Annotated in this window: 32 protein-coding genes; 10 read left to right on the top strand and 22 right to left on the bottom strand. The window is 57.3% G+C overall.

Annotated features, from left to right (window positions below):
* Positions 1–4: 4 nt before the first annotated feature.
* From J1D76_RS17925 to J1D76_RS17915, 3 genes are all read right to left on the bottom strand, one after another.
* Positions 5–799 (bottom strand): carbon-nitrogen hydrolase family protein, encoded by a 795-nt coding sequence (locus tag J1D76_RS17925; RefSeq protein WP_421139588.1) that lies wholly within the window; start codon positions 797–799, stop codon positions 5–7.
* 12 nt (positions 800–811) lie between these two features.
* A complete protein-coding gene (locus tag J1D76_RS17920) occupies positions 812–2,494 on the bottom strand; it encodes a flavin monoamine oxidase family protein (RefSeq protein ID WP_421139587.1) in 1,683 nt (560 codons plus the stop codon).
* A 260-nt stretch (positions 2,495–2,754) separates the two neighbouring features.
* The gene (locus tag J1D76_RS17915; protein WP_421139586.1) at positions 2,755–3,216 is read right to left on the bottom strand and encodes an Lrp/AsnC family transcriptional regulator; all 462 of its coding nucleotides are present in this window, start codon (positions 3,214–3,216) and stop codon (positions 2,755–2,757) included.
* 128 nt (positions 3,217–3,344) lie between these two features.
* Here J1D76_RS17915 and J1D76_RS17910 point away from each other — a divergent pair, with 128 nt between their 5' ends.
* From J1D76_RS17910 to J1D76_RS17865, 10 genes are all read left to right on the top strand, one after another.
* A complete protein-coding gene (locus J1D76_RS17910) occupies positions 3,345–4,025 on the top strand; it encodes a peptidase M41 (RefSeq protein ID WP_421139584.1) in 681 nt (226 codons plus the stop codon).
* Positions 4,026–4,177: 152 nt separating this feature from the next.
* Positions 4,178–4,972, top strand: coding sequence for a MarR family transcriptional regulator (locus J1D76_RS17905; protein WP_421139613.1), 795 nt, complete (start codon positions 4,178–4,180; stop codon positions 4,970–4,972).
* A 1-nt stretch (position 4,973) separates the two neighbouring features.
* The gene (locus J1D76_RS17900; RefSeq protein WP_421139583.1) at positions 4,974–5,675 is read left to right on the top strand and encodes a hypothetical protein; all 702 of its coding nucleotides are present in this window, start codon (positions 4,974–4,976) and stop codon (positions 5,673–5,675) included.
* A complete protein-coding gene (locus tag J1D76_RS17895; RefSeq protein WP_421139581.1) occupies positions 5,672–6,343 on the top strand; it encodes a PP2C family protein-serine/threonine phosphatase in 672 nt (223 codons plus the stop codon). The genes J1D76_RS17900 and J1D76_RS17895 overlap by 4 nt, the downstream gene beginning before the upstream one ends.
* Positions 6,344–6,807: 464 nt before the next feature.
* Positions 6,808–8,280 carry a hypothetical protein gene (locus J1D76_RS17890; RefSeq protein ID WP_421139579.1) on the top strand — a complete coding sequence of 491 codons (1,473 nt, stop codon included), beginning with the start codon at positions 6,808–6,810 and terminating at the stop codon, positions 8,278–8,280.
* Positions 8,281–8,368: 88 nt separating this feature from the next.
* Complete coding sequence (locus tag J1D76_RS17885; protein ID WP_421139578.1) at positions 8,369–9,127, top strand: hypothetical protein; 759 nt, start codon at positions 8,369–8,371, stop codon at positions 9,125–9,127.
* Between the two features lie 668 nt (positions 9,128–9,795).
* A complete protein-coding gene (locus tag J1D76_RS17880) occupies positions 9,796–9,990 on the top strand; it encodes a hypothetical protein (protein WP_421139577.1) in 195 nt (64 codons plus the stop codon).
* Between the two features lie 118 nt (positions 9,991–10,108).
* Positions 10,109–10,273 (top strand): hypothetical protein, encoded by a 165-nt coding sequence (locus J1D76_RS17875; protein ID WP_421139576.1) that lies wholly within the window; start codon positions 10,109–10,111, stop codon positions 10,271–10,273.
* Between the two features lie 50 nt (positions 10,274–10,323).
* The gene (locus tag J1D76_RS17870; protein WP_421139574.1) at positions 10,324–10,656 is read left to right on the top strand and encodes an XRE family transcriptional regulator; all 333 of its coding nucleotides are present in this window, start codon (positions 10,324–10,326) and stop codon (positions 10,654–10,656) included.
* 39 nt (positions 10,657–10,695) lie between these two features.
* Positions 10,696–11,559 (top strand): hypothetical protein, encoded by an 864-nt coding sequence (locus J1D76_RS17865; protein WP_421139573.1) that lies wholly within the window; start codon positions 10,696–10,698, stop codon positions 11,557–11,559.
* Between the two features lie 62 nt (positions 11,560–11,621).
* On the opposite strand, the gene J1D76_RS17860 is transcribed toward J1D76_RS17865, so the two are convergent.
* The 19 genes from J1D76_RS17860 to J1D76_RS17770 are packed head-to-tail and all read right to left on the bottom strand — an operon-like array spanning position 11,622 to position 25,548.
* On the bottom strand, positions 11,622–12,575 hold the full coding sequence (locus tag J1D76_RS17860) for a hypothetical protein (protein ID WP_421139572.1): 954 nt from the start codon (positions 12,573–12,575) through the stop codon (positions 11,622–11,624).
* Positions 12,563–13,252 (bottom strand): hypothetical protein, encoded by a 690-nt coding sequence (locus J1D76_RS17855; RefSeq protein ID WP_421139570.1) that lies wholly within the window; start codon positions 13,250–13,252, stop codon positions 12,563–12,565. The genes J1D76_RS17860 and J1D76_RS17855 overlap by 13 nt, the downstream gene beginning before the upstream one ends.
* A complete protein-coding gene (locus tag J1D76_RS17850) occupies positions 13,249–13,794 on the bottom strand; it encodes a DNA-binding protein (protein ID WP_421139569.1) in 546 nt (181 codons plus the stop codon). The genes J1D76_RS17855 and J1D76_RS17850 overlap by 4 nt, the downstream gene beginning before the upstream one ends.
* A complete protein-coding gene (locus J1D76_RS17845; protein ID WP_421139568.1) occupies positions 13,791–14,705 on the bottom strand; it encodes a hypothetical protein in 915 nt (304 codons plus the stop codon). Before J1D76_RS17845 ends, J1D76_RS17850 begins: the two co-directional genes overlap by 4 nt.
* Positions 14,702–15,127: a hypothetical protein gene (locus J1D76_RS17840; RefSeq protein WP_421139567.1), complete on the bottom strand. Its 426-nt coding sequence runs from the start codon at positions 15,125–15,127 to the stop codon at positions 14,702–14,704. The genes J1D76_RS17845 and J1D76_RS17840 overlap by 4 nt, the downstream gene beginning before the upstream one ends.
* Entirely contained in the window at positions 15,124–17,259 is a 2,136-nt protein-coding gene (locus J1D76_RS17835) for a phage tail protein (protein ID WP_421139566.1), read from the bottom strand. The genes J1D76_RS17840 and J1D76_RS17835 overlap by 4 nt, the downstream gene beginning before the upstream one ends.
* Positions 17,247–17,795: a phage tail protein gene (locus J1D76_RS17830; protein ID WP_421139564.1), complete on the bottom strand. Its 549-nt coding sequence runs from the start codon at positions 17,793–17,795 to the stop codon at positions 17,247–17,249. The genes J1D76_RS17835 and J1D76_RS17830 overlap by 13 nt, the downstream gene beginning before the upstream one ends.
* The gene (locus J1D76_RS17825; protein WP_421139563.1) at positions 17,788–18,963 is read right to left on the bottom strand and encodes a baseplate J/gp47 family protein; all 1,176 of its coding nucleotides are present in this window, start codon (positions 18,961–18,963) and stop codon (positions 17,788–17,790) included. Before J1D76_RS17825 ends, J1D76_RS17830 begins: the two co-directional genes overlap by 8 nt.
* Positions 18,960–19,277 (bottom strand): DUF2590 family protein, encoded by a 318-nt coding sequence (locus J1D76_RS17820; protein WP_102701202.1) that lies wholly within the window; start codon positions 19,275–19,277, stop codon positions 18,960–18,962. The genes J1D76_RS17825 and J1D76_RS17820 overlap by 4 nt, the downstream gene beginning before the upstream one ends.
* Positions 19,274–21,343 (bottom strand): phage tail tape measure protein, encoded by a 2,070-nt coding sequence (locus tag J1D76_RS17815; protein ID WP_421139562.1) that lies wholly within the window; start codon positions 21,341–21,343, stop codon positions 19,274–19,276. The genes J1D76_RS17820 and J1D76_RS17815 overlap by 4 nt, the downstream gene beginning before the upstream one ends.
* Positions 21,344–21,373: 30 nt before the next feature.
* Positions 21,374–21,517, bottom strand: coding sequence for a DUF6890 family protein (locus J1D76_RS17810; protein WP_410922435.1), 144 nt, complete (start codon positions 21,515–21,517; stop codon positions 21,374–21,376).
* A gap of 20 nt (positions 21,518–21,537) precedes the next feature.
* Entirely contained in the window at positions 21,538–21,825 is a 288-nt protein-coding gene (locus J1D76_RS17805) for a putative phage tail assembly chaperone (protein WP_421139560.1), read from the bottom strand.
* A gap of 3 nt (positions 21,826–21,828) precedes the next feature.
* Positions 21,829–22,080, bottom strand: a complete 252-nt coding sequence (locus J1D76_RS17800; protein ID WP_008048496.1) for a hypothetical protein — start codon at positions 22,078–22,080, stop codon at positions 21,829–21,831.
* Between the two features lie 46 nt (positions 22,081–22,126).
* Positions 22,127–22,258, bottom strand: coding sequence for a hypothetical protein (locus J1D76_RS17795; RefSeq protein WP_410922391.1), 132 nt, complete (start codon positions 22,256–22,258; stop codon positions 22,127–22,129).
* Positions 22,255–22,710, bottom strand: a complete 456-nt coding sequence (locus tag J1D76_RS17790) for a phage protein (protein WP_008048493.1) — start codon at positions 22,708–22,710, stop codon at positions 22,255–22,257. Before J1D76_RS17790 ends, J1D76_RS17795 begins: the two co-directional genes overlap by 4 nt.
* 3 nt (positions 22,711–22,713) lie before the next feature.
* Positions 22,714–23,955 carry a DUF2586 domain-containing protein gene (locus J1D76_RS17785; protein WP_421139559.1) on the bottom strand — a complete coding sequence of 414 codons (1,242 nt, stop codon included), beginning with the start codon at positions 23,953–23,955 and terminating at the stop codon, positions 22,714–22,716.
* 12 nt (positions 23,956–23,967) lie between these two features.
* Positions 23,968–24,660 (bottom strand): phage virion morphogenesis protein, encoded by a 693-nt coding sequence (locus J1D76_RS17780; RefSeq protein ID WP_421139558.1) that lies wholly within the window; start codon positions 24,658–24,660, stop codon positions 23,968–23,970.
* Entirely contained in the window at positions 24,650–25,096 is a 447-nt protein-coding gene (locus tag J1D76_RS17775) for a phage tail protein (protein WP_421139557.1), read from the bottom strand. The genes J1D76_RS17780 and J1D76_RS17775 overlap by 11 nt, the downstream gene beginning before the upstream one ends.
* Entirely contained in the window at positions 25,096–25,548 is a 453-nt protein-coding gene (locus tag J1D76_RS17770; RefSeq protein WP_421139556.1) for a head completion/stabilization protein, read from the bottom strand. Before J1D76_RS17770 ends, J1D76_RS17775 begins: the two co-directional genes overlap by 1 nt.
* Positions 25,549–25,654: the final 106 nt, after the last annotated feature.

The raw sequence follows: 25,654 nt of genomic DNA, 5'->3' as shown, positions 1-25,654 counted from the left end.
AGGATCAGCGCTTGTTCAAGTCGCCGTAAAGCTCGGGGCGACGATCGATCAGGTAGCGGTTGGCAGCGCGGGAATCGACCATCAACTGGCGATCCAGCTCCCCGACAATCAGCGCTTCATCAAGACCCGCCTGGGCGATTCGGCTGCCATCCGGTGCGGCGATGCTGCTCTGGCCGCAATAGTGGATGTCGCCTTCGTGGCCGCAGTAGTTGGCATAAGCCACATAGCACTGGTTTTCGAAGGCACGGGAACGCACGGTGACATCGGCGACGAAATCGAACGGAATCATGTTCGCGGTCGGCACCAGGATCAGCTCAGCGCCGGCCAGTGCCAGGCGCCGGGCGTTTTCCGGAAACTCCAGGTCGTAGCAAATCAGAAAACCGAGCTTCCAGCCGTTGAGTTCAACGATGGGAAACTCGTCGGAACCTGCGCTGAACATCGAGTGATCGAGGTCGCCGAACAAGTGAGTCTTGCGGTAGTTGCACAGGCGCTCGCCGTTGGCATCGATCAACTGGACTGCGTTATAGATTTGCCCGTCGGCGGTGCGTTCGGGATAGCCATACACAATGGCGATCCCGGCGGTCTTGGCAATGCGCGCAATCAGCTGCGCCGATTCACCGTTGTGCACCTCCGCCAGCACGCTGACGGCATCGGCGCCGATGTTGTAGCCGGTCAGGAACATCTCCGGCAGTACCAGCAAATCGGCGCCTTTGGCCTCCAGCGCCAACTGGTGCAGGCGTTGCAGGTTGCCGGCGACATCCAGGGGCAGCGGTGGACATTGGTAAAGGGCTACGCGCATTTCGGATTCCTCTTACTCGGGCAGGGCGATCGGTCCGATCTCGTTGAACACATCTCCTGGACCCGGATTCTCGGTGTGAGTTGCACCGCCGAAGTGTTTCATGATCCCCCACACCGCGTTGAGCGAGGTCTGCACCGCACCCTCGACCCACGCCGGCGTCCACGAAACGTCATCGCCGGCAATGAAAATGCCGCGCTGCTCGGCCGGCATGTCGTCCTGCATGAAGTGCGCGTACATGCGCTGGTTGTAGCGGTAGTGACCGGGCAGGGCGCCTTTGAACGCGCCGAGGAAATGCGGGTCGGCTTCCCACGAAACGGTGATCGGGTCGCCGATGATCCGCGCGGCGATGTCGACTTTCGGGTAAATCTTCTTCAACGCATCCAGCGCCAGCTTCACGCGTTTTTCCACCGGGTGCGGGAGCATTTTCAGCGCGTCGCTCATCCATGAGTACGACAGACAAATCACCCCTGGCTTGTCGTCGCCGTTGTCGAACAGGTAGGTGCCACGGGTCAGGCGATCGGTGAGGGTCATGCTCATCAGGTCGCGACCGGTTTGCGGGTCCTTGTCCTTCCAGAACGGGCGGTCGACCATCACGAAGGTCTTCGACGATTGCATGTAGCGGGTGCGGTCCAGGGCCATCCACATCTTTTGCGAGAACAGCGTTTCATCGCATTCGATCTGGGTGGTCAGCAGCCAGCTCTGGCAGGTGGTCAGCACGGCGGCGTATTCGCGGGTGTCGCCCCAATTGTCGGTGACGGCGAAACGGCCACCCGGCGCGTGGGCAATTTTTTTCACACCGGTACGCGGTGCGCCGTGGTGCAGGGAGCTGAGGCTGGTGCCTTCGGGCCAGTGCACGCAACGTTCCGGCACATGGCGCCAAATGCCTTGCGGCACTTGTTCCACGCCGCCAACCACGAGGTGCTGGTGATCGTCGCAGTTGGTCATCACCACGCGGAAGATTTCCAGCATCGAATTGGGGAAGTCAGAATCCCAGCCGCCGGTGCCGAAACCGACCTGGCCGAACACTTCGCGGTGATGGAACGACAGCTTGGCGAACGCCTTGGAAGTGGCGACGAAGTCGTAGAAGGTGCGGTCGTCCCACAGCGGTACCAGCTTGTTCCACAGCTCTTTGAGGCGTGGCACGTCGCGGTCGCGAATGGCTTGCTGGATATCGGCGAACTGCGAGCCGGCTTCCAGGGCATCGGCCCAGGCGTCAGCCACTTCCTGGAACAGTGCAGGAAGGTCCGACAGTTTCTGAGCGTAATGAGTCTGGCCTTCGAGGTCGATCACCGTGCTGCCCGACGCGGGTGTCAGCGGGTTGGGGAAAGGTTTGGTTTCTAGGCCGAGCTTGTCGACGTAGTGATAGAACGCAGTGGACGACACCGGGAAGCGCATCCCGCCCAGTTCGGCCACGATGCCTTCGGCACCGTTGAACGCCTGGGAGCGCAGGCGGCCACCCATTTTCGAGGCTTCGTAGACGACCGGTTTCAGGCCCAGTTTCATCAGTTCATACGCCGCCACCAGGCCGGCGATCCCGCCGCCGACGATCGCCACTTCGGCACCGTGATTGTGCTCGGGGATGCTGCCCAGCCCGGCCGGGTGTTCGATCCAGTCGTCGAAGGCGAAAGGAAAGTCCGGGCCGAAAATGGTGACTGGTTTCTTACCGTCTGCTGGATGGCGATTGTTCTTGTTCATGGCTGACCTTGCTGGCGACCCGACGCGGAATGCGCATCTGAGTATAGGAAAAGATGCCAGCCATTCTAGAGAGCTCAGAACACGTTAATAAGACGCAAAGTGTCGTCGTTTTGCCATTTTACTGCTCAATATGACGATCTTGATATGCACACTGATCACTGTGGGAGCGGGCTTGCTCGCGAATGCACTGTATCAGTCGCTAGTGGAGTCGACTGACACGACGCATTCGCGAGCAAGCCCGCTCCCACATTAGATGGTGTTCAAACCGGCTGTCCCCGATCAATCTTGCTGCTCAAGATGATCGACGTCGTGGTCTTCTCCACCCCATCCACACTGCCAATCTGATCCAGCAACTGATCCAGTTGCTCCGGCGAATCGGTGCGCAACCACGCCACATAATCAAATTCACCACTCACCGCGCACAATTGCTGCACCTGCGCCATCGCACTCAAGCGCCGCACCACTTCCTTGCCCGAACGCGGCTGCACAGTGATCCCGACATACGCCTGCAACCCGCCATCCACCACCTGCTGTCCGAGGCGCACGCCATAACCGGTGATTACCTTGGCCTTCTCCAGCCGCGCCAGGCGCGAAGTGACGGTGGTACGGGCGATGCCCAGTTGCCGGGCGAGCATGGCCACGCTCTCGCGGGCGTTGATCTGCAGGGCCGCGATCAATTGGCGGTCGATTTCATCGAGAACAGGGGGGCGAGTGTCGGGCAACGGCGTGGCTCCAGAGGCGTGAATCAATGGTCCAGCATGTTACAGGCTCGTTCGACGCGACGCTTGTGGCCGAAAGAGAGTGGGCAATCGACTAAGATTGATGCTGTCGTGGGTGAGAGGCCAAGGATATGACAACGAAGCTGCCTGCCGCAGTACGGGACCGCGCATTACAGATCGCCCATCACGAAATGGGCCACTACGTCATGGCCCGCGCCTTGGGCTTTGTTACGGGCGGCGTGACCCTGACGGTGACCATGGATTTGCGGCACCAAGGAGGGGCTTGCATTACGTTAGTGCGCCCCATTTCGTCGATAGAAGCCATGAAAGAGCATCTGGAAGCCCGGATGATGGTGCTCCTGGCTGGCGCAATGGCGCAGACATTCCCTTCAAAACCTTCAGCCGCGAAACGCGTCGATAAACCGAAGGCCACAGCCATCCTCAAAGGCGAGCAGGGTGCGGAACAGGATTACGCAAAAATCAGGGAGCTTCAGCATCTGCTGCGCAACATCGCCTACCCCGATACCGATCCAGTGTCGTGTGAGCGAATAGCGGCGCAGCTTAAAGCGATGACTGACCGGGTGTGGGATCGGACTCAAAAAATCGTAGAAGATCAGGCCGAGGCGATTGCCGAATTGGCCGGCGCGCTGGTCGACGGCATGGTCATCGTGGAGCAGTGGGGAAGGGCGGCGGATACGTATGAGGTTATGTACACCGGGCCGATGTTGGAACGGTTGCGGGCGGTGCAGGCCATCCCTTCGTTATGTGTTTGGACTGACAGTTGCGGTGATGCCGTTCAGCACTGGAAATAGCGAAGGCCCGAAGAGGCTGGCTCTTTAGTTTGACGTATAAGCCCGAGTCGGTCGCACAGCCTCTATTCAGTACCCGCACGATAATCAGGGCAGTCATAAAAGGGCTTGACGGTAAAACTTTTCCTGTGCGACAAGTGTCCACGTTTTATGGAATGTGGACAGCGGGGCTTTTTGAGTTCATGAAGAGTCAAGATATTTTGCTTCTTTTTAAAATGGCTAGCCTCCACGCGCAAGAGGAGAAGCTGTTTGAAAAAATGGAATCGAAGTCAATGGCGGATTTATTTGAACCGCTGTTGGAACCCGGTGTGAGTCCATCAATGATGGCTGACGATCCGGTGGGGCGCGCATTGGCTGCTCACAATCCTGATCCAGAAGACACGGTTTATCGCGTGCAGGAGCTTGATACCCCCATGGGTGATGCTGACGGGTGGGAGGGGTGGTCGGACGCGGTTCCGTCCCTTCCAGGGTCGAGCTGGAATGAAAGTTACTCCTTGCGCGCACTCTCGGCATCTCTTGGCCTGAGTAAAAGTGAGGTTTCGAACTCAATGGCACGGTGTCGCGAGGCGGGGTTGCTCACCAACGACTACGACACTTCTCTCCCGAAGGTGAACCGCCGAGAGCTCGTGAAAATCACGGAGCATGCCCTCAAATACTTTTACCCGGTAAAGCTGGGTGCAATTGTTCGCGGCATACCCACCGGCTTTGCAGCGCCGGCGCTGTCCAAGAGCCTCAAAAGTGCGGGTGGGCTCATTCCGGTTTGGCCTGATGCTTTCGGGAGTGAGCGCGGTCAGGCGATTGAGCCGCTCTACAAAACCGTTCCAGACGCGGTGAAGAAGGACCGAACCCTTTATCATTACTTGGCGCTCGTTGATGCGATCCGCGTTGGCGGACCGAGAGAGTGCGCAGTAGCGGTCAACATACTCAAGGCAGGGATGGGGCTGAAATAAGATGGCATCAAATGCTGACCACAATTACGAGCTGATCGAGTACGTGGCTGAAGGTCTGGGCAAAGAATTATTGACTGAAGTTGCCTTTGTCGGTGGATGCACGACGGCAATGCTGGTGACCGACACCGCTGTCATGGATGACATCCGGTTTACTGATGATGTCGACTTGGTAATCGAGTTGGCAGGTGTGAGTGCCTGGCAACGCCTCACAGAACGCCTGGCGGCCAAAAAATTCAAAATCACAGGGGAAGACGAGGTCAACTGTCGATTTCGTTTCAACGATGTCATCGTAGATGTGATGCCTTCGGATCCGGCTGTTCTCGGCTATGCGAACCGCTGGTTCGTGGAAGGGCTCGCTCAAGCTGTAAAGTTCGCGCTACCCAGTGGTCTGGAGATACAGATCTTCAAGTCGACTTACTTTCTTGCTACGAAGCTGGAAGCCTTCAGTGGTCGCGGAGAAGGCGATCCTTATCACAAGGATGTCGAGGACATCGTTATCTTGATTGATGGGCGCCCGGAGTTGTTGGAGGAGGTCCGAGGGGCAGAAACTGAATTGCTGCAGTTCATCGCCAAGGGAGTTGGTGAGCTGTCTAGGCTCAGTGGCATCGACTACGCAATTCAAAGCTCAGGCTCGGTTCGGGCAAACCCCGCTCGTGGCATGCTCATCCATCAGCGTATGAAGGATCTGAGTCTGCTCGCATGAGATACGAAGTCAGATCGGTAAAAGGGCGAGCCCGAGAAGCCAACCATGATTGCGCTGGCGCGGTATTCGATGGCGTGAGGGGGCTGTTTGTTGTCGTGGATGGCACTTCGAAGCCCGGTAGCGACCAGTTGGCCCATGGATTTGTGCAAGCAGTGATGGATGCCTGCCAGGCCCGTATTAGTCAAGGCGCTGAAAACACTACTCATAGTGGCGTCCAGCAGCTGCTACGGTCTGTACTTACAGATTTACACGCTCCACTGTTTGCTAAGCAGACCGGTACAACAAGCTACTTGGTTGGTATTGCTTCTCATGGGCAGCTCACCCTTGCATATGAGGGCGACTGTTCATGTGGCGTTGTCAGTGCGGAGGGTGGAATCGAGTGGTTCACACCGCCGCATTGCAAGGCGAACTGGAGGCGTGACCGATCACATCGGGAACTTGCGCTTGATCCGGCCCGCCATCTGATCACCCGTTGCTATAGGGCCAACCGTTCCCCGGATCCAGATTTTGTTTTCCGTTCAGTGGCTGCAGGCGAGCGCCTGGTGTTCGCAACGGATGGCTTTTGGGCGGAGCTGACCGATGCTCGACAGGATGACGTGCTTGCAGCTCCTGCCATTGAAATCACTGATGTAGACGATGATGTGACTTGGATTGATGTGAGGCTGTAAACATTGCGAGTTGGCCGGTTTTTTCATTGATGGCGCGCCACTTGCGTATGAAGTGGGTCGAAGGGCTTGAAATGGGGCCGAAGTCATTCCAACTGAAGAGTTCCAGTCGCTCCCACCGACCAGACACGAAAAAGCCGCGCAATGCGCGGCTTTCTTGTTTGGTGGGCCCACACGGACTTGAACCGTGGACCAAAGGATTATGAGCCCACTTAATGTCCTTAAGTCCATTGAGTTTGGCGAGAAAACATTAGAATTATCTGGCTTGGTGTACCTATATTCCGCATATTTTTACCGGTGCTGTGGACGGAGTGTGGACGGTCATTGCGGGTGGCGACAGATAAAAATGGCCAAGAAATCGTCGTCTCACAGTTACTCGAAGTGGGTCCCCGTGCGAGTGCCATTAGACATTCGTGCTTCCTACGAACCGCTGTGTAATATTTAGGCAACGATAGAGGGAAAGCCCGATGACGAGATGGACTCAAGAGTTTGATAAGCACCCATTCAAGATCCTATGGGCAGCGTTGCTGATGGAGATCGAGCCGATAGGTGTCGATGATCAAACTGTATCAACAACGGTGGAAGAACTGGCAAGGCTGAAAAAGGTACTCGCCTATGTCGACAGCATCATTGCTAATGCAGATATGGAGCTTACCCCCAAAACCGTGTGGGTAAATTGCCACGGCCAAGCAGAGGCATGTTTACAGCAGATTCGAGCATACGACAGCAATCGGAACGTCGCACACCTCATCCAGGCGAACGAACACGCTGATAACCTCTTAACCTACGTACGCCCATACATGGTGCTTCCACAACAGGCCTTACAGGCGCTTGGAGAGGCGGAAAAGGCATTTATCAATCAGATTTCGCAGTATGTTGAAGCATTTAAAACGCGGGCCTCAGCGGTTCAAGCAAGCCTTGAAACCGCCGTAGATGACGCTGTCGCACAACAAAAGAATATTGAAGCTATGGAGCTGCGTGCGAAGCAGTTCGACGATTACCTGTACGAAGGGGTAGAGGGAAACAACCCGGCAGAAAAGTACGTCAAGGAAATGGTTTCTGATGTGGAAGAAAAACAGAAGGCCGTAGTGGCTTTGCATCAGAAACTTTTCGAAGGGCCTGAGTCCACATCTGAGACAGTCACGATTTATGCAAAAGAAATACATGACTTGCGCAACTCACTTGACGATATGCTGGACTCTGCCACAACAAGAAACAAAGAGTTGGAACGTTTTTATGAACGAATTTTTGGTCGCCGGCTGGCCGATGACGACGAAATGCAAGAGGACGGGTTAAAGCGAGAACTCGATAATCGGCTAGAGCAACTCGGTAAACATGAAGTAGAGCAAAAGACGCGGCAAGAAGCATTGTTCGAAAGTATAGAATCTTTGTTGCCTGGAGCCACGAGTGCGGGTCTAGCCTCAGCCTATAATAAACTCAAGAACAAATTTGATACCCCTATCATTGGCTATACGGTTGCGTTTTACGTCTCAATGCTGATTTTGTTCGTCGGTGGAATGGCACTGGTGGCGGACAATTTCTCGCTGTCGCCGTTCCGCGTTGAATTCGTAAAAACGAGCGACTGGGACGGAATGTTGCGTACCCTTCTTGCCCGACTCCCGATTGTCTTGCCCGTGATTTGGGTTGCAATATTTTCAGCAACTCGCCGCAGTCAGTATGAACGGCTTCAGCAAGAGTATGCTCACAAGGAGGCTTTTGCGTCTTCATATGAAAGTTATAAGAAGCAACTTCAGGCGCTTCAGGTCGATGCAGATGTCTTACAAAAAGAGTTGATTGGAAAGGCTATCGAAGCCATTTCTTTTAACGCCTCTAAAACTCTAGACGGCAAACATACGGAGAAGCTCCCGGTCCAACAGTTACTAGAAAAATTCAGTATTGAAGAGGTCAAAAAGCTATTGGATTTTGCAAAAAAAGAATAAGTTGATCATAAAGGCCCATAACCAACAGAGTGCGTCGAATCGCTTCGAGCCGTTGGAAAGGTTTAACTCAATAAATTCAGGAGGGCTGGTGAAGGTATTATTTCAGTTGCTTAAAGAGTTCTGGTTGCCGTTTTTTATTTCTGTATCTTGGACTATTTACTCGAAATGGGGGGTTAAGTTTGATTTTGTAGGGTATATGTCTACCCTAGGTCCTGCCTTTTTTCTGGTGAGTTGGGTTGTTGGACAAGTGTTCAGAGTTAGGAAGCAGGTTGGCGTAGAAAGTAGTTTTGGGAATGTCGAACGCCGACTGCAAGACTTAGCGGAAAGTTTAGAGCAGAACGTGGCAAAAATGGTAGGCCATATTAATGGAGGCGACAGCTTTTGCTATTTGATGCCTAATGGAGGCAGTGGAGGGCAGTTCGTCCTGCGGCATTGTGGCGAATACCCTTTATTTAAACTCCATATCAGGATTGCCGATATTGGTGCGTTAAGACAGGGAGGTATGCTGGAACAACAATTTGCATACGAGGAATTTGCAGTTAACTCTTTTGCTATGTTAGATACGCCACAGTTTTCAGATTCTCAGGCTCTGAATATATTTTACAATTCGAGAAGTGGGAAGGTTGTTCAGCAGATTCGTTTTGTAAAGGTCAATGGCCACAGTGGCTACGCCTATCGCATTACTCGCGATGCAGAATTGTTGGTTCAATATTTACCAGAAAATTTCCCGCTAGACGAGGAAGATAAGAAATCTTGGTTGGGGGAATTCGGTCTCAAGGGAAATAAGGCAAGTTGGACCACAGAGCATATTTTATCGGAGGCGTTAAAACATCAGCTCGTGTCGTAACGCGATAAGAGGGGAGACAGTGGGGGCCGAATTTGATTGGTCTTCATTGCCTTGCGATAGGTCTCGTCTGTGACGAGAGAAATGAAACGCCAATTCACGAGAAAAAAACACTATCAAGGCCCTTATAGAGCGCTCTGCGTGGCATTTTTACTCAATCTCAAAGTGTTCGAATTTTCAGTTCGCTCCCTCTCCTCTACCAGTTTTGAAAATCGAGGAATTACCTTCGTTTTCTATTTCTACAGGCTCTAGCCCGGGGCTGCCAGGTATCCGCTGTGAGAGGCGTACTAAAGGCTTTATGCGTGAGGCCGTATCAATCTCTTTCTCTTTCCTGCAAAAAATGAAAAGTCCATCACCCTGGCTATCCCCGTAGCCAGGGTGAGCCGGACGGCTATTTTCATCATCCAGATACTTTCACAAAAAATATGTATAAAGCCCGTCGGCGGGAGGGGGAAAAGTGCGTTCCTTGCCTGCGCTTTCTTCGCGCAAGAATTTTCCTGTGAGTAACGGGGATACGGACGCAAGCGCGGCTCAAGCGCTAGGTGGCATCCAGAGAAGTCATGAAAACTAGGGAAAGACTGGCAGAAAACGGTCTTGCGGAGTGACCCTTAAGGGGTCAATATAGTTTCCAAGGGGGACGCGGAAGGCGCCGCCCAGACCAAGGAAGCCAAATGGACCTAGATGAAAAAGCTTACCTCGAACTGGATAAGCTCCAGCTAGAAAACCGGAAGTTAGTCGCTGAGACCCGCAAGCTAATCACCGAAGAACAGAAGTTGAGACGGGAAGGAATGTTTTACCCGCTACTGGTTGGAGCGGCCCTGATTACCGCGGTAGTTTCCCTGATCAACCTGCTCAACAAGCCCTGAGTCACCGGCCCCGAACATCGGGGCCAACCCTCTCGGCCTTGAGCTTTACCGGGAATCGGTCCAAATTACCCATAAGGGCCGCGATAGGCGCGCCCGCCCCCCCTTACGAGGATGAACGATGAACCACAGCCACAAGACGCCGATCAAGCCGATGGCAGATGAGATCGCCGCCCTGGACAAGCTCCTAAGCAAAAAGCCCACCTACGGCTTCGTGCCGTTCTTAATCGGTGCCGCATGCGCCGGTATGGTGTTCATGGCTTACACCTATATCTCGCACCTGTAACCTACCTTTCCAGCTTTTGGCCCCAGCGTTTTGGGGCTTTCGGACATTCAATGAAACGAATTCAGCACTATGGACCGCCCACGGCGGAAGATTTGGCGCGCCTGAAAATCGAACTGGGGTTCACCAGTCCGCAGATGGCGGATCTGGCCGGGTTGGCGAAGGGGTCGCAGTGGCGCAAGTACACGGGCCGCACTGAGGGCCGAGTCATGGGGATGCACATGCATTTCTACATGGCGGCGTTGCTGACGCTGAGTGAAGACGAATTGACCCGTGTCGTTGCCACCATGCGTACACAAGGGGCCGACGTCGAACTGGGGCCTCTACCAGCCGGTCCGCCAGCTTTCGCTGAAGCGCAAGCTACTGCGAAATTGCACTCCACTTGACCAGCCAGTTGCGTTCGACCTGCTACGCTAGCGAAATAAATGAAGGCCAGTTTTGAGGGTTCTATGAGGTTCTTTTTTTTAATTGGGGTCTTAATTGGGTCGCTGATTGTATTTTATATTTTATTGGGTGTGGCGGCTTACTCTCAAGAGATATCGCTTTTGATTAATCCATTGGTCGTTGCTGTTTTAAAAGATGTTCTAGGGCCGGTGTCGGCGGGTTTTGGGGGGGCTATCGCTGGTGCATATGGTGCGTATTTTTTGCAACGGAAAAGTGAGTCCGATAAAGAAAGCAGAATTGACGCCTCAACACTTCATAGGGCTATTATTCTTTTTGGGGACAAGCTTAATGATTTGCTATCCATAAAAAAATATAACATTCACCCGTACCAAAATAGTGAAATTAGGTTTCTTGAAATCCCGAAGATATCTCCGAGACCAAGCGTGCAGGACCAGCTTGATACGCGAATCATCGACATTTTGATAGCGATGAATTTGTCTGCGCATTTAGACATTGTAAAGATTGCAGGCTTCAGATATAGCGCCTGCTTTGAGAACTTCTCAAACAGAAATCAGATGTTGGATGAGTATCGAGAGCTTTTGCATACCTCCGAATTTCGTAAAGAGACAGGTGTTAGTTTGGACGATATCGCTTCTGTGGTTAACCCGGGCCGATTGATTGCAATATGCGCCATGACTGAACAGACCCTGGAAGTTTTAGACGAGGCGCTTCAAAGTTTAAAAGAAGCCACAGATCTTTTGGCTGATGCTTTTGAAGCGAAATTTAAGGGGAGCGGTACCCGAGGCGTGCGAATGGTGTTCTCTGATGCTGATATTTATTTAGCACCAGTACCAAAGCCATATTTTGATACTGAACGCTTAAAGGCTTACTTTCGTAGGCGTTGATATTTTTAACTATTGATACGTGCCGCTATCAATTACGGTTCATGACCTCGTCTGTTATCCACTTACAGGGTGATGGGTTTTAGCTGCCCAACCAGAACGGAAGCTTGTGTTGCATTGTCGGTAAATACGCTTGCATCGCTCGGACTCGGTGCAGGCCCAGGTATATGAGAATGGCCGGCCAGTTGCGTATTCATCGCCGTCACCAGATCGAGTAAGTCGCACAGGACCTGCAACACGTTCACCCCTTCCGATCCCATCCAGGTTTTCTCCGCCACACTGAGCCGTAGGCCGGTGATGCGCTCTTCCATATCTCCCCCCACCGACGCATTGAGCTTTTGCCCGACGACCAGATTCAGGTCACGACCGGTGGCCTGGTGCAGGTCGTCCACGGCCGCCAGGCTGGCAGAGCCACCCGAGAGCAGCTTGAGCGAGCCCAGGGCCTCGATCTTTTTGATGCCACCCACTGACTCGATACTGTGGTCATCCACGGTAAGTCTGTGGCGTTGGTAGTGCTCAGTGTTCTCCAGAGCCTCCACACGGCGTTCGCTGGCTTGATCATGGATTTGACCATCGGTCTGGCGCAGCCAGTTGCCATCGGCGTCGACGCGCTGCTGTACCGCTTCGCTGTGCTGCCAGACCTGATCGCCTTTGGGCAGGTTGGGCAGGCTCAAGCCCTGGGGCAGGATGGCCAGGACAAAGGGTTTGTGCGGCAGGCCGTAAGCAAACGACACCACGACCATGGTGCCTTCGTCGGGAAGGCCGTAGATCCCCATGGACTCTCCGCCCATCGGCAACGGCAACGGCACGCCCTGGAGCAGCGGCAATGCCGTATCGGGTTCGCCGTCCGGCCCCAGCACCTCAAGGTCAGCAGCGAAGCGCGGGCGAAAGTCGTCGCACAGCCCCGCGTTGGTCGGTGGGTCCGGGATGGCCACCACCCGGGCAAAGCGCGGCAGGTGATAGCCGCCAGTCAATTCGGGATATTGGCGGTCAACCACGCGGCGGATTACGTCTTCCATTTGATGCTCATCTGGCTTTCGGTGAGGGTTACGGCGGTGATGCGCTCGCCCTGGTTAATCGGCGCACCAGGACGAATCCCTGGCAGCGCGGCAATGACCGCGCTCTGGTTGCTGTTGTAGCTGTCAAAAAGCTCGCGGGGCAGTTGCAACGGCTGGCGCTGGCCCCAGAAGCTGTCGGCCCAACTGCCCACATAGATTTCGCCGTCGCCCTGCTGCTGCCACATAAAGTCCGGGATCGAAAACACTTTGCCCAGGCTGTCGATGGCTTGCACGCCGTTGGCCAGGTTGAAGAAAAACGCGGTTTTGGTGCGGGCGTAGGCTTGGTCAGGCACCCGAAAGCGTAGGCCATTGCGCTCACTGATCGCGGCCAGGACCGCGTGCAAGTCCACATGACGCAGGTTCAGCGGCATGGGGATTTCCAGCGCGGCGGACAGTTCACGGCACAGCAGGACTTGCTGTTGGCTGTTGGCAGCAGTGCAACGCTCCACGTAGCCCAAAAAATGCCGCTGGAGTGGGCTGTCGTTGTAGCCAATGTCGAAGGTCACCAACCCGTGTACGGATTCGCTGGCGGTGATGGTGAAACTGGCGCGCCCGGGGGCGTGATGGTCCAGGCGTGTTTCATCTTTACTGAGGGGGTAGGACACCCCGTCGACGGTCAACACTTTGTGCAGGTTCATGGCGTGACCGGTTTTAACCAGTCGTCGACGGACTTCAGGACTTTCTCAAATCCATCCATCTCGACGGGTGCGCTGCCACCATCCGCGCTGGATGCACCAGAGACGGGTTGTCCTGGTGCACTCTGCTGCACCACTGGATTATTCGGGCTGCGCTGCTCTACGCGCTCCGGTATCGACAGTTTTTCGATCAGATTGAACTGAACACGCCAGGCTCGCAGGCTGTCGTCTTCATTAGCGTTCACACTGTCGCGGAACTGTACTTCGCGCACACCGAAGGCCGAGGCCGTGCGGTTGACGATCCGATAGACAGTCAGTTGTCCGCCGCCGGCGGTGGAGCTGGCCAGGCGCATCAAGTTGCGCAGGTCGGACTCATCTCGGTAGGGGATCATCAGTGTGACGCTGATGGTTTTGGGTTTGAAGCCCTTGTGCGCCTGCGCCGTATTGCTGGTCTGGCCTGACAGGTCTTCACTTTCGATAGTCAAGGTGGCCGTGACTTTGAGGCCCTTACCCTGAACTTTCTCGCCGTTGAGTAGCAGCGTCATAGCCCGATCAACTCCTGCACAAAGCTCAGGCTCTCTTCGCTGCCGAGCAACAGCAGGCCCGCACACAACACCCATTCATAGCCAGGCGTGGGGCCTTCCAGCAGTTGCCGGCGCAACTCAGCGGCATCACCTGGGCCGATCATGCGCGCCTGCATTGTGGCATCGGGCACACCGTTGGCCAGCGCATCTTGCAGATCTTTCAACTGCTGATCACTGGCGGCCTGCTGCTCAGCCTTGCGGGTCGCCAAGGCGCTCAGGTCAGACATGGGGGACGTGTCGGCAGCGTAGCTTTCATAGATGGCCAACTGACTGTTTAGCGTCTGCTGGGATACCCGGGTCACGGTGCAACGCTCCAGCGGCAAAGCTCCCCAGCGCGGCAATGTCTCGGCCGTGGGCAGTGTCCACTTCTCCGCCTCCAAACGCGCGATGTTCGCGGCACGGCGTTCGGCGCGCTCCAGGTCGGGAGTGGGCAGCAAGGCATTGAAGCGCCCCAGGGTGGCAGCAAACTGGTCGAAGCGTGTCGAAAGGAACAGCACACACAAACCATACTGCTCGCCTTCGGGACGGCCGGCATCGGTGTCGGTAAGCTTGTTGGCCAGCGCCTCCAGCAGGTTGGGTGCCGAGAGAAACTTTTGATACCCCCGGCCCTGGCCCATGCCACTTTGGAACGGCGTCACCACGAGGCTGGCCGGCGCGGTGGCCAGTTGCTCGGTCATGGCGGCGCGCCCGACCTCGATGGCCTCTTGCGCGGCAGAACCCACGGGGCCCGGGTTGGTGGTGGCCGTCATGCCGGCCAGGCGCTCTTCTGTCTTGGCGATCTCAGTGCTGGCCAGGCCTTTGGCCTCGTCCAGGCCTTCGACCCATTGGGTGGCTTCGCTGGGCCACTGCATTGTGACCGGCGCCCAGGTCATGGCTGCTGGCCGTCGGGCGCGGTTGGGCGGTCTTCAGCATTGGGAAACAACTCACTCCGGGGCCAGGCTCTCAACTCAACCCGGTAGGTGCGCCAGGCCTGTTCCGTGAACGAGGCCTGCGGATCCTGATCTTCGTGTTTGCAGATTTCTTGCTCTGCTTGAGCCAGTTGTTCTTTAACCCACAGCTGTTCGATTCGGGCCTTGGCTTCGGGGCTGGTATTCGCTTCCGAGGGTGGGGCAGCGATCTCGCCAAACTCACCTGCTACCACGCGCTCATAGATCTCCGGGCCGTAGCTGGTCGAGTCGTTGGGTGTGGCGGTGAAAGGTATATCACCCAGCGCTTCGGTGACCAAGACCACGTTGACGGCTGTGTGGTCTGCATTGGTCCATTGCGGGGTCAACACGTTGGTGTAGTTCATCATGCAACCCTCTTGCAAATGGTTGTCGAATAAATATTACCGGCGGAACTGTTCGAGGAGCCGCCCATAACCATCCAGGTACCTCCAGGAGCGCCGTAGTTCTCGCCACCCGCGTTTGACCACCCCATGTAGCCGCCTGCTACTAGCGTTCCCGGCCCCAATGCACCTGTATTTATGTTTACGACAACAATAAACATGCCATAGGTGCCCACCTCACCCGCGCCAAACGCGGCGTTGGCCCAGCGCACTTTTTCTGTGCCCATGCCGTCCATCCATAGCTCGCCAAAATCAGAGGCATCAACCGTAACCTTGACCGCGCCGTTACCATTCCAACCCAGCTTTACCGCGTTCTGTAGCTGTCCAACACCCGTGCCCTGTTGCACGGGAGTAAAACCTAACGCCGGTTGATATAAGGTAGGGTTGAAGTTGCCGCTATTCCAACCCATTTGCCATGCACTGAAGACGTATCCCGCTTCTGTCAGGACGGCACCACGCGTATAAAGCGTCCCGGTGCCGTATTCGATGATTTGTTGCGAGAGCGTGTCCTGACTGACTGCGACTATCATGGCGGAGTACAGACCACCATTTGGAAAGTTCGGCCCGGAGTTCACGCGGTAAACGCCTGCGGCGGTGATTGTGTTTAGATCTGTGTCGATGGGAAGGACAATCCCTCCCCGACCCCAGCCATACGCACCCGCGAGTAGAATGCGCCCCGGCTCATCATCTTGGGGGGAGGTTTGTTTAACCAGATTGGTGCCATTCCAGCTGGTGGTCCATTCACCAAAGTTAGGAACCGGGTCAACGCCCGCACGGTCGCCAGCCCGAGATACGATGGTGCCCGATACGTAGTTGACGAGAATCTGCGCAATCGTGTCGTCTGCGCGCAATACCAGCATCGGACTGTGCAGCATTCCATCCGGGATTCCGCCTCCAGTATTTACTCGGTAAAGACCACCGAGAACAACCGTGTCCAGATTCGTGTCGGCAGGCAAAACAATGCCGGTGCCACCCAGCCCAAATGCTCCGACCTTCATCAGTGCCTCAGCCGTTTCGTCGTGCACATCGGTTTGCGCATCCAAGTACGCGGCGGTACCGAGTGCGGCGAGGTCGGTTTCGATGCCCGTCTTGACGGCATACACGGCGGCGGTGGTCGCCAGAATGTCACTGCTGTTGGACTCAGGGTCATCGCTCTTGGCGTTGGGCAGATTGCCCAGGTCGACGTCCTCTTTGGTGGTGGCTCGTGCCCGCAACTCCGGATAGTCACCAATGCGCGCGGCGAGGTGCTGAATCAAAGCTCCAGTAATGGGTTCAACGGTGCTACGCAGGTCGGTGATTTCGGTGGCGCTGAGAACCGTAGCCACCGGCACCAGGTAGTGCCACACACCGTTGTTATCGGCGTAGTCCACCAGGGCGTCGCCGTAGCTGGTGGCCAGCACCACTTTCACGTCACTCAACTGACCTTGCAGCGAAATGTCGTACCACAAGGTAAAGGGGAACGCCGGCGGCGTGATGAGTGCGCCGGCTGGCTGATGGACAGCCAAGCCTTCCACGTAGGCAATGCCTGGCTGGAGGGTGAACTGCTCGTCCTGATAGACCAGGGCCAAGCTGTCGGCAAAGAAACAGGCCCGCCCGAACATGTCGCGGTTGCTCAGGCGCTCGCGCTCGTCCATGCCCGACATCCGCACGGTGAAGTCCGCCTGCCAGGTGTCGGCGTTGATGGTCAGCTCGGTGACCGACTGCGCACCGTCGAACACCAACATCATGTTGCGGGTGATGTTGTTGCCGATCTGCTGGTTCGGGATGTTTTTGCGCTTCTGCTGCACCGGCGTGTAAGCCGCGGCTAACAGCGCACCTTCAGCAGTTTCCAGGCCCAACCAGTTGAAGTCCCAGTCGCCGACATTGGAGCCGATCATGCTGCTGTAGACCACCTGGTTGGGGTCCACGTAGCCGCCTTTGGTGATGTCCGTTTCGTACATGATCTGTTCGGGCGGTGGCTTGCCGGCATAGCGATCCACCGGTGTGGCCGGATCAAGCCCGGGCACCAGGGCGTAGAGAAACTTGCTCACGACCAGGACTTCCTGAGCGGCTTGCTTTTCGGCGATCAGGTTTTCACCGGCGATGGTTATTGCGGCCATGTGGCTTCCTCGTAACTGGCAATCAGGGTTTGCTGGTCGTCGTTGAACTCCACCGCGAACACCCGCAGGTTATCCAGCGGGGTCACGGTCAAAAATGCGTATCGGCGACAGGTGCGCCCGTAACTGCGGAGCAGTACACGCAGCAGGTCGGAGTGCAGTGCGCTCTGTTCGTCGGTGATCTTCACGAACACCACGTCCCAGTCGCGGCCCTCCATGCGCTCCTGAATCTCGACGCGGCCGACGCCCAGGCGCATCAGGATTCGTTTCAAACCCGCCGTGCTGCCCGCGTCCACGGCGTTGATGTAGGCGTGCTTGATCCGCAAGCGGTACAGGCTTTCCTCTTCCCCGGGGAAACGAGTGATGTCGCGCTGCCAGGCGAGCAGATCGAGCAACGAGAGTGGGCAGATGTCAGGGTCGATCTGGTGCAGCGGCCAATTCAGCCAGCCCTCGACGTTGCCCCACCAGGCTTGTGCGGCTGCTTTGAGTTTGGCCAGCTCCGGCCCGTCGAGCCAAAACGGCAGTTTGAGGTTAAACACCGGCCACCACCTCCAGCGTCTGGATGCGGGGAATGTTCAGGTCCGACACGATGTCGAGGTTGTCGAAGTGCAGCGAGTCGAGTTCGGGGAAAGTTTGGTGCAGCTCTTCGCCCAGGCGGCTGAACGAAAATCGCGACTGGGGATAGGTCAGCGTGGGCTGATAGTCGGCCTGGGTACTTTCACGAAAGGCCGTGCGGATGAACATCTCGACATCGGCAAACAGCTTGTCGGATTGCTCTGTGGGCAGATTCAGCACCGGCCACAGCGTGACGCGGATGTCATGCAGGGTCTCGGGCATGGCCATGACCAGCATGTCGTCACCATGGCCATGGTTGCCCTGGTCGCGTATGTAGTCGTTAATTTCTTCCAGGTAGCTGTCCGCCGGTACGTTGGCTTCAAACAGCACAAAAGCATTGGCACTGCCTGGGCCGCGTGGGGCTTCGTGTTCAAAGTACACGCCGTCCGGTTGTACGCCGGGAAAGGTGGTGATCAGCGCACGGTAAACCGCGTCGGTGTTCCACTGGTTGATGGCCGAGTATTGGTTGCGCGTGCGCAGGCGAAGGTCTTCGTCCGACTCCTTGTCAGTGCCCGGCACGGTCATCCAGCCGTCCAGGTTGACCACGTTGACAATGCCCGGTACCGGCTCCGGCAAGATGGCGTAGTAACCCGGTGCGAGGTTGTAGCCGCTGCCCGGTTCGGCGGCGATGGCCGGAATCAGGATCTGGGTGAGACCGTCGGTAAAGGTGCCGGGCAGACTGGTCAACAGCTCGTACACATGGCCGTTAATGGCGCCGGACTGAACGCGTGTGCCGGCGGCCACTTCCAGCGTGCCGACTGGGCTGGAACGGGTGAACAGCAGATTGCCTTCGGTTTTGGTGGCGCCCATGGGTTCCACCTGAACTGCCCAGGCGAGCATTTCCAGATACTCACCTTCGGCGGTTTTGACGTAGGCGTTGGGCAGCGAGACTTCGACCATAAAGTCGATTAACCACATCACCGGTTCGGTCACGATGGCCGTCACCACCCGCCAGAATGGCGACCAGGCGCTGGTGTTGCTCAAGCGACTGCCCTGTTCGGCAATCTCACTTTCCCATGCAGCCTGTAGCTCTTCCTGCGTGGTCGGAATGCCGGCGTCAGCCAACGCCTGACGAAAATCTACATCGCTCAAAACGCCACCTCGATGCTGCCAAATTTAATGGTATCGGCCTCGATCAAATACTGGCCGTACCCGGGTTGAGTGATGCGCGCCGTACCCGGCACCAGACGTTCGTCCGCTTCCACCATCAGCTCCAGCTGCTGGATGCAGTCGCGCTGACGCAGGCTGTTGCGCTCGGCGATCAGCGTCACCAACAGGCCGCTTTCACGAATCATGTGAGCGATGTCCTGGGCAATGCTGGCGCGGTCCTCGATCTCCATGGGCTGGTTCGATGGATCGAACACCAGGTCATTGGCACTGATCAGCAAGTCGACGTATTCACTCATCCGGCGGCCATCTCCAGCATCTTGTCGAGTTCGTGTTGCGACAGCGGTTGGCTGGTGTGGATCTCAACCTTGCCAATCTGCGTGCCCTTGTTCTGCGTGGTGTTGTTCTGGAACGACTGCATCAAACCGCCGGCAGGCACCTCACTGGGACCGGCAGGCAGCAAGCTGGGAATGGCGCCGTTGATGGTCTGCTGCGCCTTGGTGGCCATGTTGGCCTGGTCAGCGGCCTGCATCGCCTCGGGAACGCCGGGCACTACCGCACCGTGTAGCGCTTCGGGCGCGCCTGGGCCTGTCGCGGCGCCCAGGGCTTCCGCAGTGCCCGGGGCGGTCGGCGTCGCAAAGCGGGTTTCGATATTGATGCCAGGAATCTGGTTCAGCAGCTCGATCAAGCCGTTGGCAGCGTCCCCCAACAGGTCGAACACCGACAGGTCACTCCAGGCGGTGGTGAACGCGCTCCAGGCTTCGCTGGCCAGCGTGCCGAATGAGGCAAGCCAGTTGCTCAGGACTTGGAATTGTTCATTGAGCCAGGTGAACGCGGCACTGTTGAGCAGCGCCGCCGTCCATTCATCCCAGTAGTAAATGGCCGCGACAATGACGGCGACCAGGGCAACGATACCGGTGACGACCAAGCCGATCGGGTTGGCGAGTAACGCGGCATTGACCAGCCAGATGATCCCTTGCCAAATCATCATGGCGGCACTGATGGTGCCCATGCCGATGGCCATAACGCCGAGCAGCGTGATGTAGAGGGCACCCCAAACGATGTTGGACATTACCGCCGCTTTGGTCAGTAGCCAGCCCATCCGGAAGATCTTCTGAATGACGATGAAACCGACCATTACCGTGCGAGCCATCCCCATGCCCAAAGTGAAGAGCGCGATGGCCGCTACCAGCGCAATGACGCTGAGCACGGTCATACCGATCACTTTGGTCAGGTGGGGGAACAGCTTGGTCCATTTCAGAACCTTCGCGCCGCCTTCGGTGAGCATCTTCAGCAGGGGCGTCAGCGCAGGGCCAATCAATTGGCCGAACGCGATTTTCAGCACTTCGATGGTGCTGGCGAATTGTGCCCAGGGATCAATCATGGCTTCGGCCATGGTCTGGGCTTGTTCCATGCCTTGCACCTGGCCCAGGGCGTTCAAACTGTCGGCCAGGCCATCGGTATCGGCCATCAGCAGCTTGATCATGCTCACGGCTTCGTCAGAGCCGAAGGCTGCTTTCAAGGCATCCGACTCGGCCACGTCCAAGGTGTCGCCGAACTTGCCTTTGATTTTTTCGAGGATCTGCAAAACGGGCAGCATCGCGCCCTGGGCGTCGGTGAATTTCAAACCGAGTTTGCCTTGGGCACCGCCAACACCGGCCAAAAAGGATTTGTACTGGGTACCGGCTTCGCCTCCGCTCATGGTGGCTTGCAGCGTGCCGAGGATCGCCATTTGTTCGTTCAGGCTGATGCCGGCGGCGGTGGCGTTGGCACCGACCGAGGTGAACGCGTCACTCATCCCCTGACCGGTGGTCTTGAACATTTTTACGGCGGTCGCCGTGACACCAGCTAGGTTCTCGACCCAATCGCCTTTGCCCATGGCGTCGGCCTGGTCTTTGAAGATGCCGTACATGGTGCCGACGTAGTTGGTGATGGTCGCCGCATCGGCCTTGGTGGCTTTGGCCAGCACGTTGGATGCGTTGGTAAAGGTGGCCAACTGAGTGCCGGTGAGCCCGGCAATGGCGCTCTGAATGTCGTAGGCGGAGCGGACAAAGGCCTGGGCGTTTTCGCCGTAATTGATGGCGAACTCCAGGGACTTCTGGTTGAGCAGGTCCAGGCTCTCGGCGGCGACGCCGAGTGACTTCACTTCGCCCAACGCCCGCTGCTGGTCAATCGCGGGGCCCATGGCGGCTTGCAACGCGTAGCCGGTGGCGACCAAACCGGCCGCCCCCACGCCCATCTGGGTCAGACCCTTTTGCGCACCGCTGGCCAGCTCGGTAAAACTGGCGTTCACCTTACCCAGGGGGCCGGTGATCATGTCGGTGAGCGCAACGATGAAATTGAGCTTGGCGCTGTTGTCAGCCATGAAACTCTCCGTTGACCAGGTGCTGGCCGATTACCCTTTGAACGCCCGGGAAATGCCGTTGGCGATGGCGATTTCCATACGGCTCCAATACTGATCGTCCAGCCATTTGGCCGTGCCCATGTTGTCCGTGGTCGGCTCTTCACCCGGTAGCCAGCGGTCGACCAGGGCCATCAGCTGGCCTAGGGCGTTTTCGTTTAAGCGCTCGGCGCGGGCGAGCGCTTTTTTACGTTGATCTCAATGTCCGGCGTGTATTCCTCCAACAGGGCACCGGCCAGTTGCAGGGTAATCACCGGATTGCCCAGCAGCGGGCGCAGGCTGGCCAACTGTTCCTGCTTGACGGTTTGGGTCAGCAGGTTGTTGGCCGGCGCGACCTTGTTGGTCGGCGTCAGGTGGTTGAAGTACTTGCTCACGTCCACCGGTTCCAAGGCGAAGGTAAATTCGTTGTCGCCGACTTCCAGGGTGATTTCGCGTCGTTCGCTCATTGCTCAGTTCCGTTTGTTTGAAGTGCTTAAAAGTGCGGTCAGACGCCGCTCCAGGTTCTCTTCCAGCTTGCTCAGCGCCTTATCCAGGTGCTCATTGCGCACGTACTCTTCGGCGATCTTGATGCGGAACTCCAGGTGTTCACGGCGGGCGAAACTGATTTGCCGGAACAGGTACACCTGGAAACCCAACACGCCGGTCACCAGCAAGTCAGTTAGCAGCAGCATCACGCTGACGCTGGCGGGTGAAAGGTCCATCGACGTCTCCAGTCATCAGGGCCGCTCATGCGAGCAGCTCGCTGTCTTAGCCAAACGTGCAATTGGTCAGGCTGTAATTGAGTGCCAGGTCATAGACGCCATTGGCGAGCTGGACCAGCAAAACCAAAATGCAGTTGAGCAAGGTGCTACGAACCAGCCACTTATCGACCTTGCTCATCCGAGCAGGCCTTCGATCTCGCTTGGGTCGAGATACGGCACACCGTTGATGCGAATAAAGTCCGGTGACGTGACGTCGAACGGCACTTTGTGCACGCTCTTTTCACCACCCTTCGGATCGATGTCGAGCAGGTTGGACACCTTCAGTTTCAAGCCGAAGGCCTCCACTCGCAGCTCCTCGCTAGGGGTCTTGGCAAAGAACACGCTGTCGAAGGGTTCAAGGGCTCGAAAGCTGCCTGCCTGACGGGCCGCGTCGATCAGCAAAGAGAAGTTGCCGCTGTCCAGCTCCATCTCGCCGCTGGCCGACACGTCGCCGTCCACATGGCCGTCCGGAACGCCGCCGGTTTGGGCGACGGCGGTGTTGTCGGTGATGTCCAGGCTGATTTTTTCGACGTGGATTTGCAGATCGCCAATGTTCACGTCGAAGTTTTTGCCGCCAATGCGCGCACCCATGGGTTACTCCTCCTCGCCGTTGGACAGGTCCAGGGCGATGTATGCCGTCAGGTCTTTCGGGCAGTTGTAAGGGGTGACCGTGAAGTAGATTTCCACGGCCGTTTTGCTCTTCCAGAAGATGGTCACGTCGCCGTCTTTGGGCGACTCGATGTCGCCGGGCTGTACCTGGCCATTCACCGTGACGGAACGCGCCATCTCACGCAGTGGGGTCATGAATGCCTGCGTGGCGGTGGCCATGCTGTTGGGCGTGTTGTTCAAGCGGCGATCCGCCACCCGCTGGATCAGCAGCACCTGGATGCGGCGCGAGGCCTTGTCGACGATGCGCAGGTACTCGATCACCTGAAAGTCGGAGCCCGGCGCGTCCAGCGTGTTTCCGTCGGCCCAGAACACACCCGGGTAATCCGGGTAGGTTTGCGATACAGAAAAACGGGCCTTGTCCAGCTCGGATCGCACGCTACCTGGCAACGGTTTGCCGGCGGCGTCGACGGGCACGGGCCCTAGGCCCTGCAATGGGCCGGAGGCAACCCGCATCGGGCTGTCGGCAACGCTGACGATGGCATTGGCCAGGCGACCGGCCAGGACGCCCTGGTCGTTGCCGTGCAACTGCGGCACGACCATGACCCGTTGAGCCGCCACACCGGCGGTGATAGCGCGCTGGGCTGTCAGGTAGGTCGACCAGTCTTCGGGGATACGCAGCGCCGGTGTTTCCCCTTCGGTGGTTTGAGCCGCCTTGGGGGACGTGCGTGTGCCTTTCGCAACGGTGTCCGGATCCTTCGACGCAGTGGCTGTTTTCAACGGTGGCGCCGGATCCGAAATGTCGATGCCCCGGGACGCCGCCATGAAGAACACGCGACGCCCGTATACGCTGGTGATTTCCGTCGCCTTGTCTTGCATCGCCGTCAGCTCGGCACCGGTGGTCACAGGCGTCGTAATGATCACGCCTTCGACCGAGATGCCAGCCTGCTGGGCCTGGTCCAGGGCCTCGGCCCAGTCACCACCCGTTTCAATTGGGGCGGCCATGCAGGCCCAACGGTCACCGCCATTGAGCTGCGCGGCGGCAATCTGGGTTTTCAAATCGGAGACATCGACGCCCAGCTCGACATCGAGGTCGCTCTGGGTGTTGAGCGCGACCAGCTTGCCGATGTTGGCGGATGCCGGACCGATGAACAGAAAATAACGCTCGATCTCCGTCACCGGGCCTTGGCCGAGGTTCAGGTTGTTGACGCTTACTTTGCCAAGAGCCATGGGAAGGGGCCTCTATCGCGGTGAATTAAGGATTTGTGGAATGAGGTAGGTCACCAGCTCATTGACCTCTTGCTGGCTGGCGATGCCGAAGAACTCACGGCCTGGGATATTGATGTCCCACCTGGTGGGGCCAGGGTCGTCGCCCTTGAGCAGACGGATCAGCAGGCCGGCCTGGTCGTAACTCAGGTTCGCTTCGATCCACGCCACACCGGGGCGCATAAAACGAGGTTTGCGGCGTTTTTTGTCCGGGTTCTGAATGGCGCGTTTGTAGCCCAATACCCGCAGGCGTTTGGCCTGAAAGCGGGTGGCCATGAGGGTGTTTTTGCCCTTCTGCCGGCTCAGTTGGTCGGCACCGCCACGCAGGGTCATGCCGGCGTTATGAACGCTGGCGATCATCGCGGTTTTGGCGTTGCCCCAACCCACTTCAGCGGCGTTGCCGACCAGGCGCCTGACGCCCATTCGCTTGGCCAGGCCGGTGAGCATGCGTTTCTTCTGCCCCTGCTTGCGAAACTTGCGGGGCTGGAATGGACTGTCGTGCAGGTCGCTCTGTTTGCGCACGCGTTGCCGCCATTGACTGCGCAGACGCAGGCCCACGCGGTTCATCAAGCGCGCTTGTAATTTGGGCGGCAGGCTGAGCATGGCCAGCTGGGACTGTACATCCAGCATGCCCTCGACGGTCAGGCTGATGGCTTGTTTACGCGCCATACACCACCTCACCACGCTCGGCAATCCACAGGTCAAACGGCACGAAGGCCCAGGTGGTGCCAAAGGCTTCAAACTCGCCATCCGGCGATTCGGACAGGTGCAACGGCTCGATAAATTCGACGGTGATTTCGACGTCCGCCAGGTCCGGGTCCATTTGCTCAATGTCAAAGGTCGGCGCCGGCAGTTCGTCCAGGTGGCGGTCAGGATCGTTGTTCACCAGCCAGGTGCCGAGCAAGGCCATCAGCCGCCCGGGATGATCAGCAAAACGCTCAAGCACAATGACAGCGCGATAACGCATGTCACCCATGTGCAAGCCGAGTTCTTCTGGCTTCCAAACCAGCGACAAGTTGACCTGTTCCGCCCAGCTTTCGAGCTGCTCGGGGACCACCACGCGATGGTCGATCAGGTACTTGGTCAGGGCGCGCAGTTTTTCCATCAGAGCAGTTCCGCGGTGACACGCCCACGGCCTTGCAGCACGCGCACGGACTGCTGGCTGTAGGACAGAAAAAGCTCATGTCGTTCTGGGGCTTCTTTGCCCAGGTTCTCGGCGCTCTCGCGGCGGTTGACGGTGGCGAACTGCTGGAGCAAAAAGGATTTAGCGCGGCAGTACGCGGCACGCCGGTAGCTGGCCAGGTAGAAGGTTTCCAACTCCATGCCGGAGCCTTCCAGGGACTTGTAACCCATGTCCTGCCATTCGGATTTACGCTTGGCTAGGTCCAGGTTGACTTCACCCATGGCGAGCGTCAGCCCCTCGACCATCATCTCCGGCAGGTATTCCGCCGGCAGTCGGTAGGAGGCCTGGAATTCGGCCAGCTCAAGGTCCGGCCAGAATCCGTCGTTGGGTATTGTGCAGTCCACCAAGGTGGTCGGCTTGCCGCCAAAACTCATGTGCTGACCTCCTCGGTGGGCTGTTACGGAATAGACGCGGGGGTGACTGCGTTAGGCGGTTGGCACAGGGCCTTCACCTCGGCAGGCCCCCGCTTGGGGGGGTTAG

Source organism: Pseudomonas sp. NFX15, from assembly GCF_049132105.1.
Classification (GTDB): Bacteria; Pseudomonadota; Gammaproteobacteria; order Pseudomonadales; family Pseudomonadaceae; genus Aquipseudomonas.
Note: the sequence above shows the minus strand (reverse complement) of the source record. Positions and strands in the feature narration are given on the sequence as shown.

Excerpts from the sequence above, each read along its gene's own strand:
- J1D76_RS17925 (WP_421139588.1), bottom strand. The coding sequence starts at position 799 with ATGCGCGTAGCCCTTTACCAATGTCCACCGCTGCCCCTGGATGTCGCC.
- J1D76_RS17920 (WP_421139587.1), bottom strand. The coding sequence starts at position 2,494 with ATGAACAAGAACAATCGCCATCCAGCAGACGGTAAGAAACCAGTCACC.
- J1D76_RS17910 (WP_421139584.1), top strand. The coding sequence starts at position 3,345 with ATGACAACGAAGCTGCCTGCCGCAGTACGGGACCGCGCATTACAGATC.
- J1D76_RS17905 (WP_421139613.1), top strand. The coding sequence starts at position 4,178 with ATGTGGACAGCGGGGCTTTTTGAGTTCATGAAGAGTCAAGATATTTTG.
- J1D76_RS17900 (WP_421139583.1), top strand. The coding sequence starts at position 4,974 with ATGGCATCAAATGCTGACCACAATTACGAGCTGATCGAGTACGTGGCT.
- J1D76_RS17895 (WP_421139581.1), top strand. The coding sequence starts at position 5,672 with ATGAGATACGAAGTCAGATCGGTAAAAGGGCGAGCCCGAGAAGCCAAC.
- J1D76_RS17890 (WP_421139579.1), top strand. The coding sequence starts at position 6,808 with ATGACGAGATGGACTCAAGAGTTTGATAAGCACCCATTCAAGATCCTA.
- J1D76_RS17880 (WP_421139577.1), top strand. The coding sequence starts at position 9,796 with ATGGACCTAGATGAAAAAGCTTACCTCGAACTGGATAAGCTCCAGCTA.
- J1D76_RS17875 (WP_421139576.1), top strand. The coding sequence starts at position 10,109 with ATGAACCACAGCCACAAGACGCCGATCAAGCCGATGGCAGATGAGATC.
- J1D76_RS17870 (WP_421139574.1), top strand. The coding sequence starts at position 10,324 with ATGAAACGAATTCAGCACTATGGACCGCCCACGGCGGAAGATTTGGCG.
- J1D76_RS17865 (WP_421139573.1), top strand. The coding sequence starts at position 10,696 with ATGAAGGCCAGTTTTGAGGGTTCTATGAGGTTCTTTTTTTTAATTGGG.
- J1D76_RS17860 (WP_421139572.1), bottom strand. The coding sequence starts at position 12,575 with ATGGAAGACGTAATCCGCCGCGTGGTTGACCGCCAATATCCCGAATTG.
- J1D76_RS17855 (WP_421139570.1), bottom strand. The coding sequence starts at position 13,252 with ATGAACCTGCACAAAGTGTTGACCGTCGACGGGGTGTCCTACCCCCTC.
- J1D76_RS17850 (WP_421139569.1), bottom strand. The coding sequence starts at position 13,794 with ATGACGCTGCTACTCAACGGCGAGAAAGTTCAGGGTAAGGGCCTCAAA.
- J1D76_RS17845 (WP_421139568.1), bottom strand. The coding sequence starts at position 14,705 with ATGACCTGGGCGCCGGTCACAATGCAGTGGCCCAGCGAAGCCACCCAA.
- J1D76_RS17840 (WP_421139567.1), bottom strand. The coding sequence starts at position 15,127 with ATGATGAACTACACCAACGTGTTGACCCCGCAATGGACCAATGCAGAC.
- J1D76_RS17835 (WP_421139566.1), bottom strand. The coding sequence starts at position 17,259 with ATGGCCGCAATAACCATCGCCGGTGAAAACCTGATCGCCGAAAAGCAA.
- J1D76_RS17820 (WP_102701202.1), bottom strand. The coding sequence starts at position 19,277 with ATGAGTGAATACGTCGACTTGCTGATCAGTGCCAATGACCTGGTGTTC.
- J1D76_RS17815 (WP_421139562.1), bottom strand. The coding sequence starts at position 21,343 with ATGGCTGACAACAGCGCCAAGCTCAATTTCATCGTTGCGCTCACCGAC.
- J1D76_RS17805 (WP_421139560.1), bottom strand. The coding sequence starts at position 21,825 with ATGAGCGAACGACGCGAAATCACCCTGGAAGTCGGCGACAACGAATTT.
- J1D76_RS17800 (WP_008048496.1), bottom strand. The coding sequence starts at position 22,080 with ATGGACCTTTCACCCGCCAGCGTCAGCGTGATGCTGCTGCTAACTGAC.
- J1D76_RS17795 (WP_410922391.1), bottom strand. The coding sequence starts at position 22,258 with ATGAGCAAGGTCGATAAGTGGCTGGTTCGTAGCACCTTGCTCAACTGC.
- J1D76_RS17790 (WP_008048493.1), bottom strand. The coding sequence starts at position 22,710 with ATGGGTGCGCGCATTGGCGGCAAAAACTTCGACGTGAACATTGGCGAT.
- J1D76_RS17785 (WP_421139559.1), bottom strand. The coding sequence starts at position 23,955 with ATGGCTCTTGGCAAAGTAAGCGTCAACAACCTGAACCTCGGCCAAGGC.
- J1D76_RS17780 (WP_421139558.1), bottom strand. The coding sequence starts at position 24,660 with ATGGCGCGTAAACAAGCCATCAGCCTGACCGTCGAGGGCATGCTGGAT.
- J1D76_RS17775 (WP_421139557.1), bottom strand. The coding sequence starts at position 25,096 with ATGGAAAAACTGCGCGCCCTGACCAAGTACCTGATCGACCATCGCGTG.
- J1D76_RS17770 (WP_421139556.1), bottom strand. The coding sequence starts at position 25,548 with ATGAGTTTTGGCGGCAAGCCGACCACCTTGGTGGACTGCACAATACCC.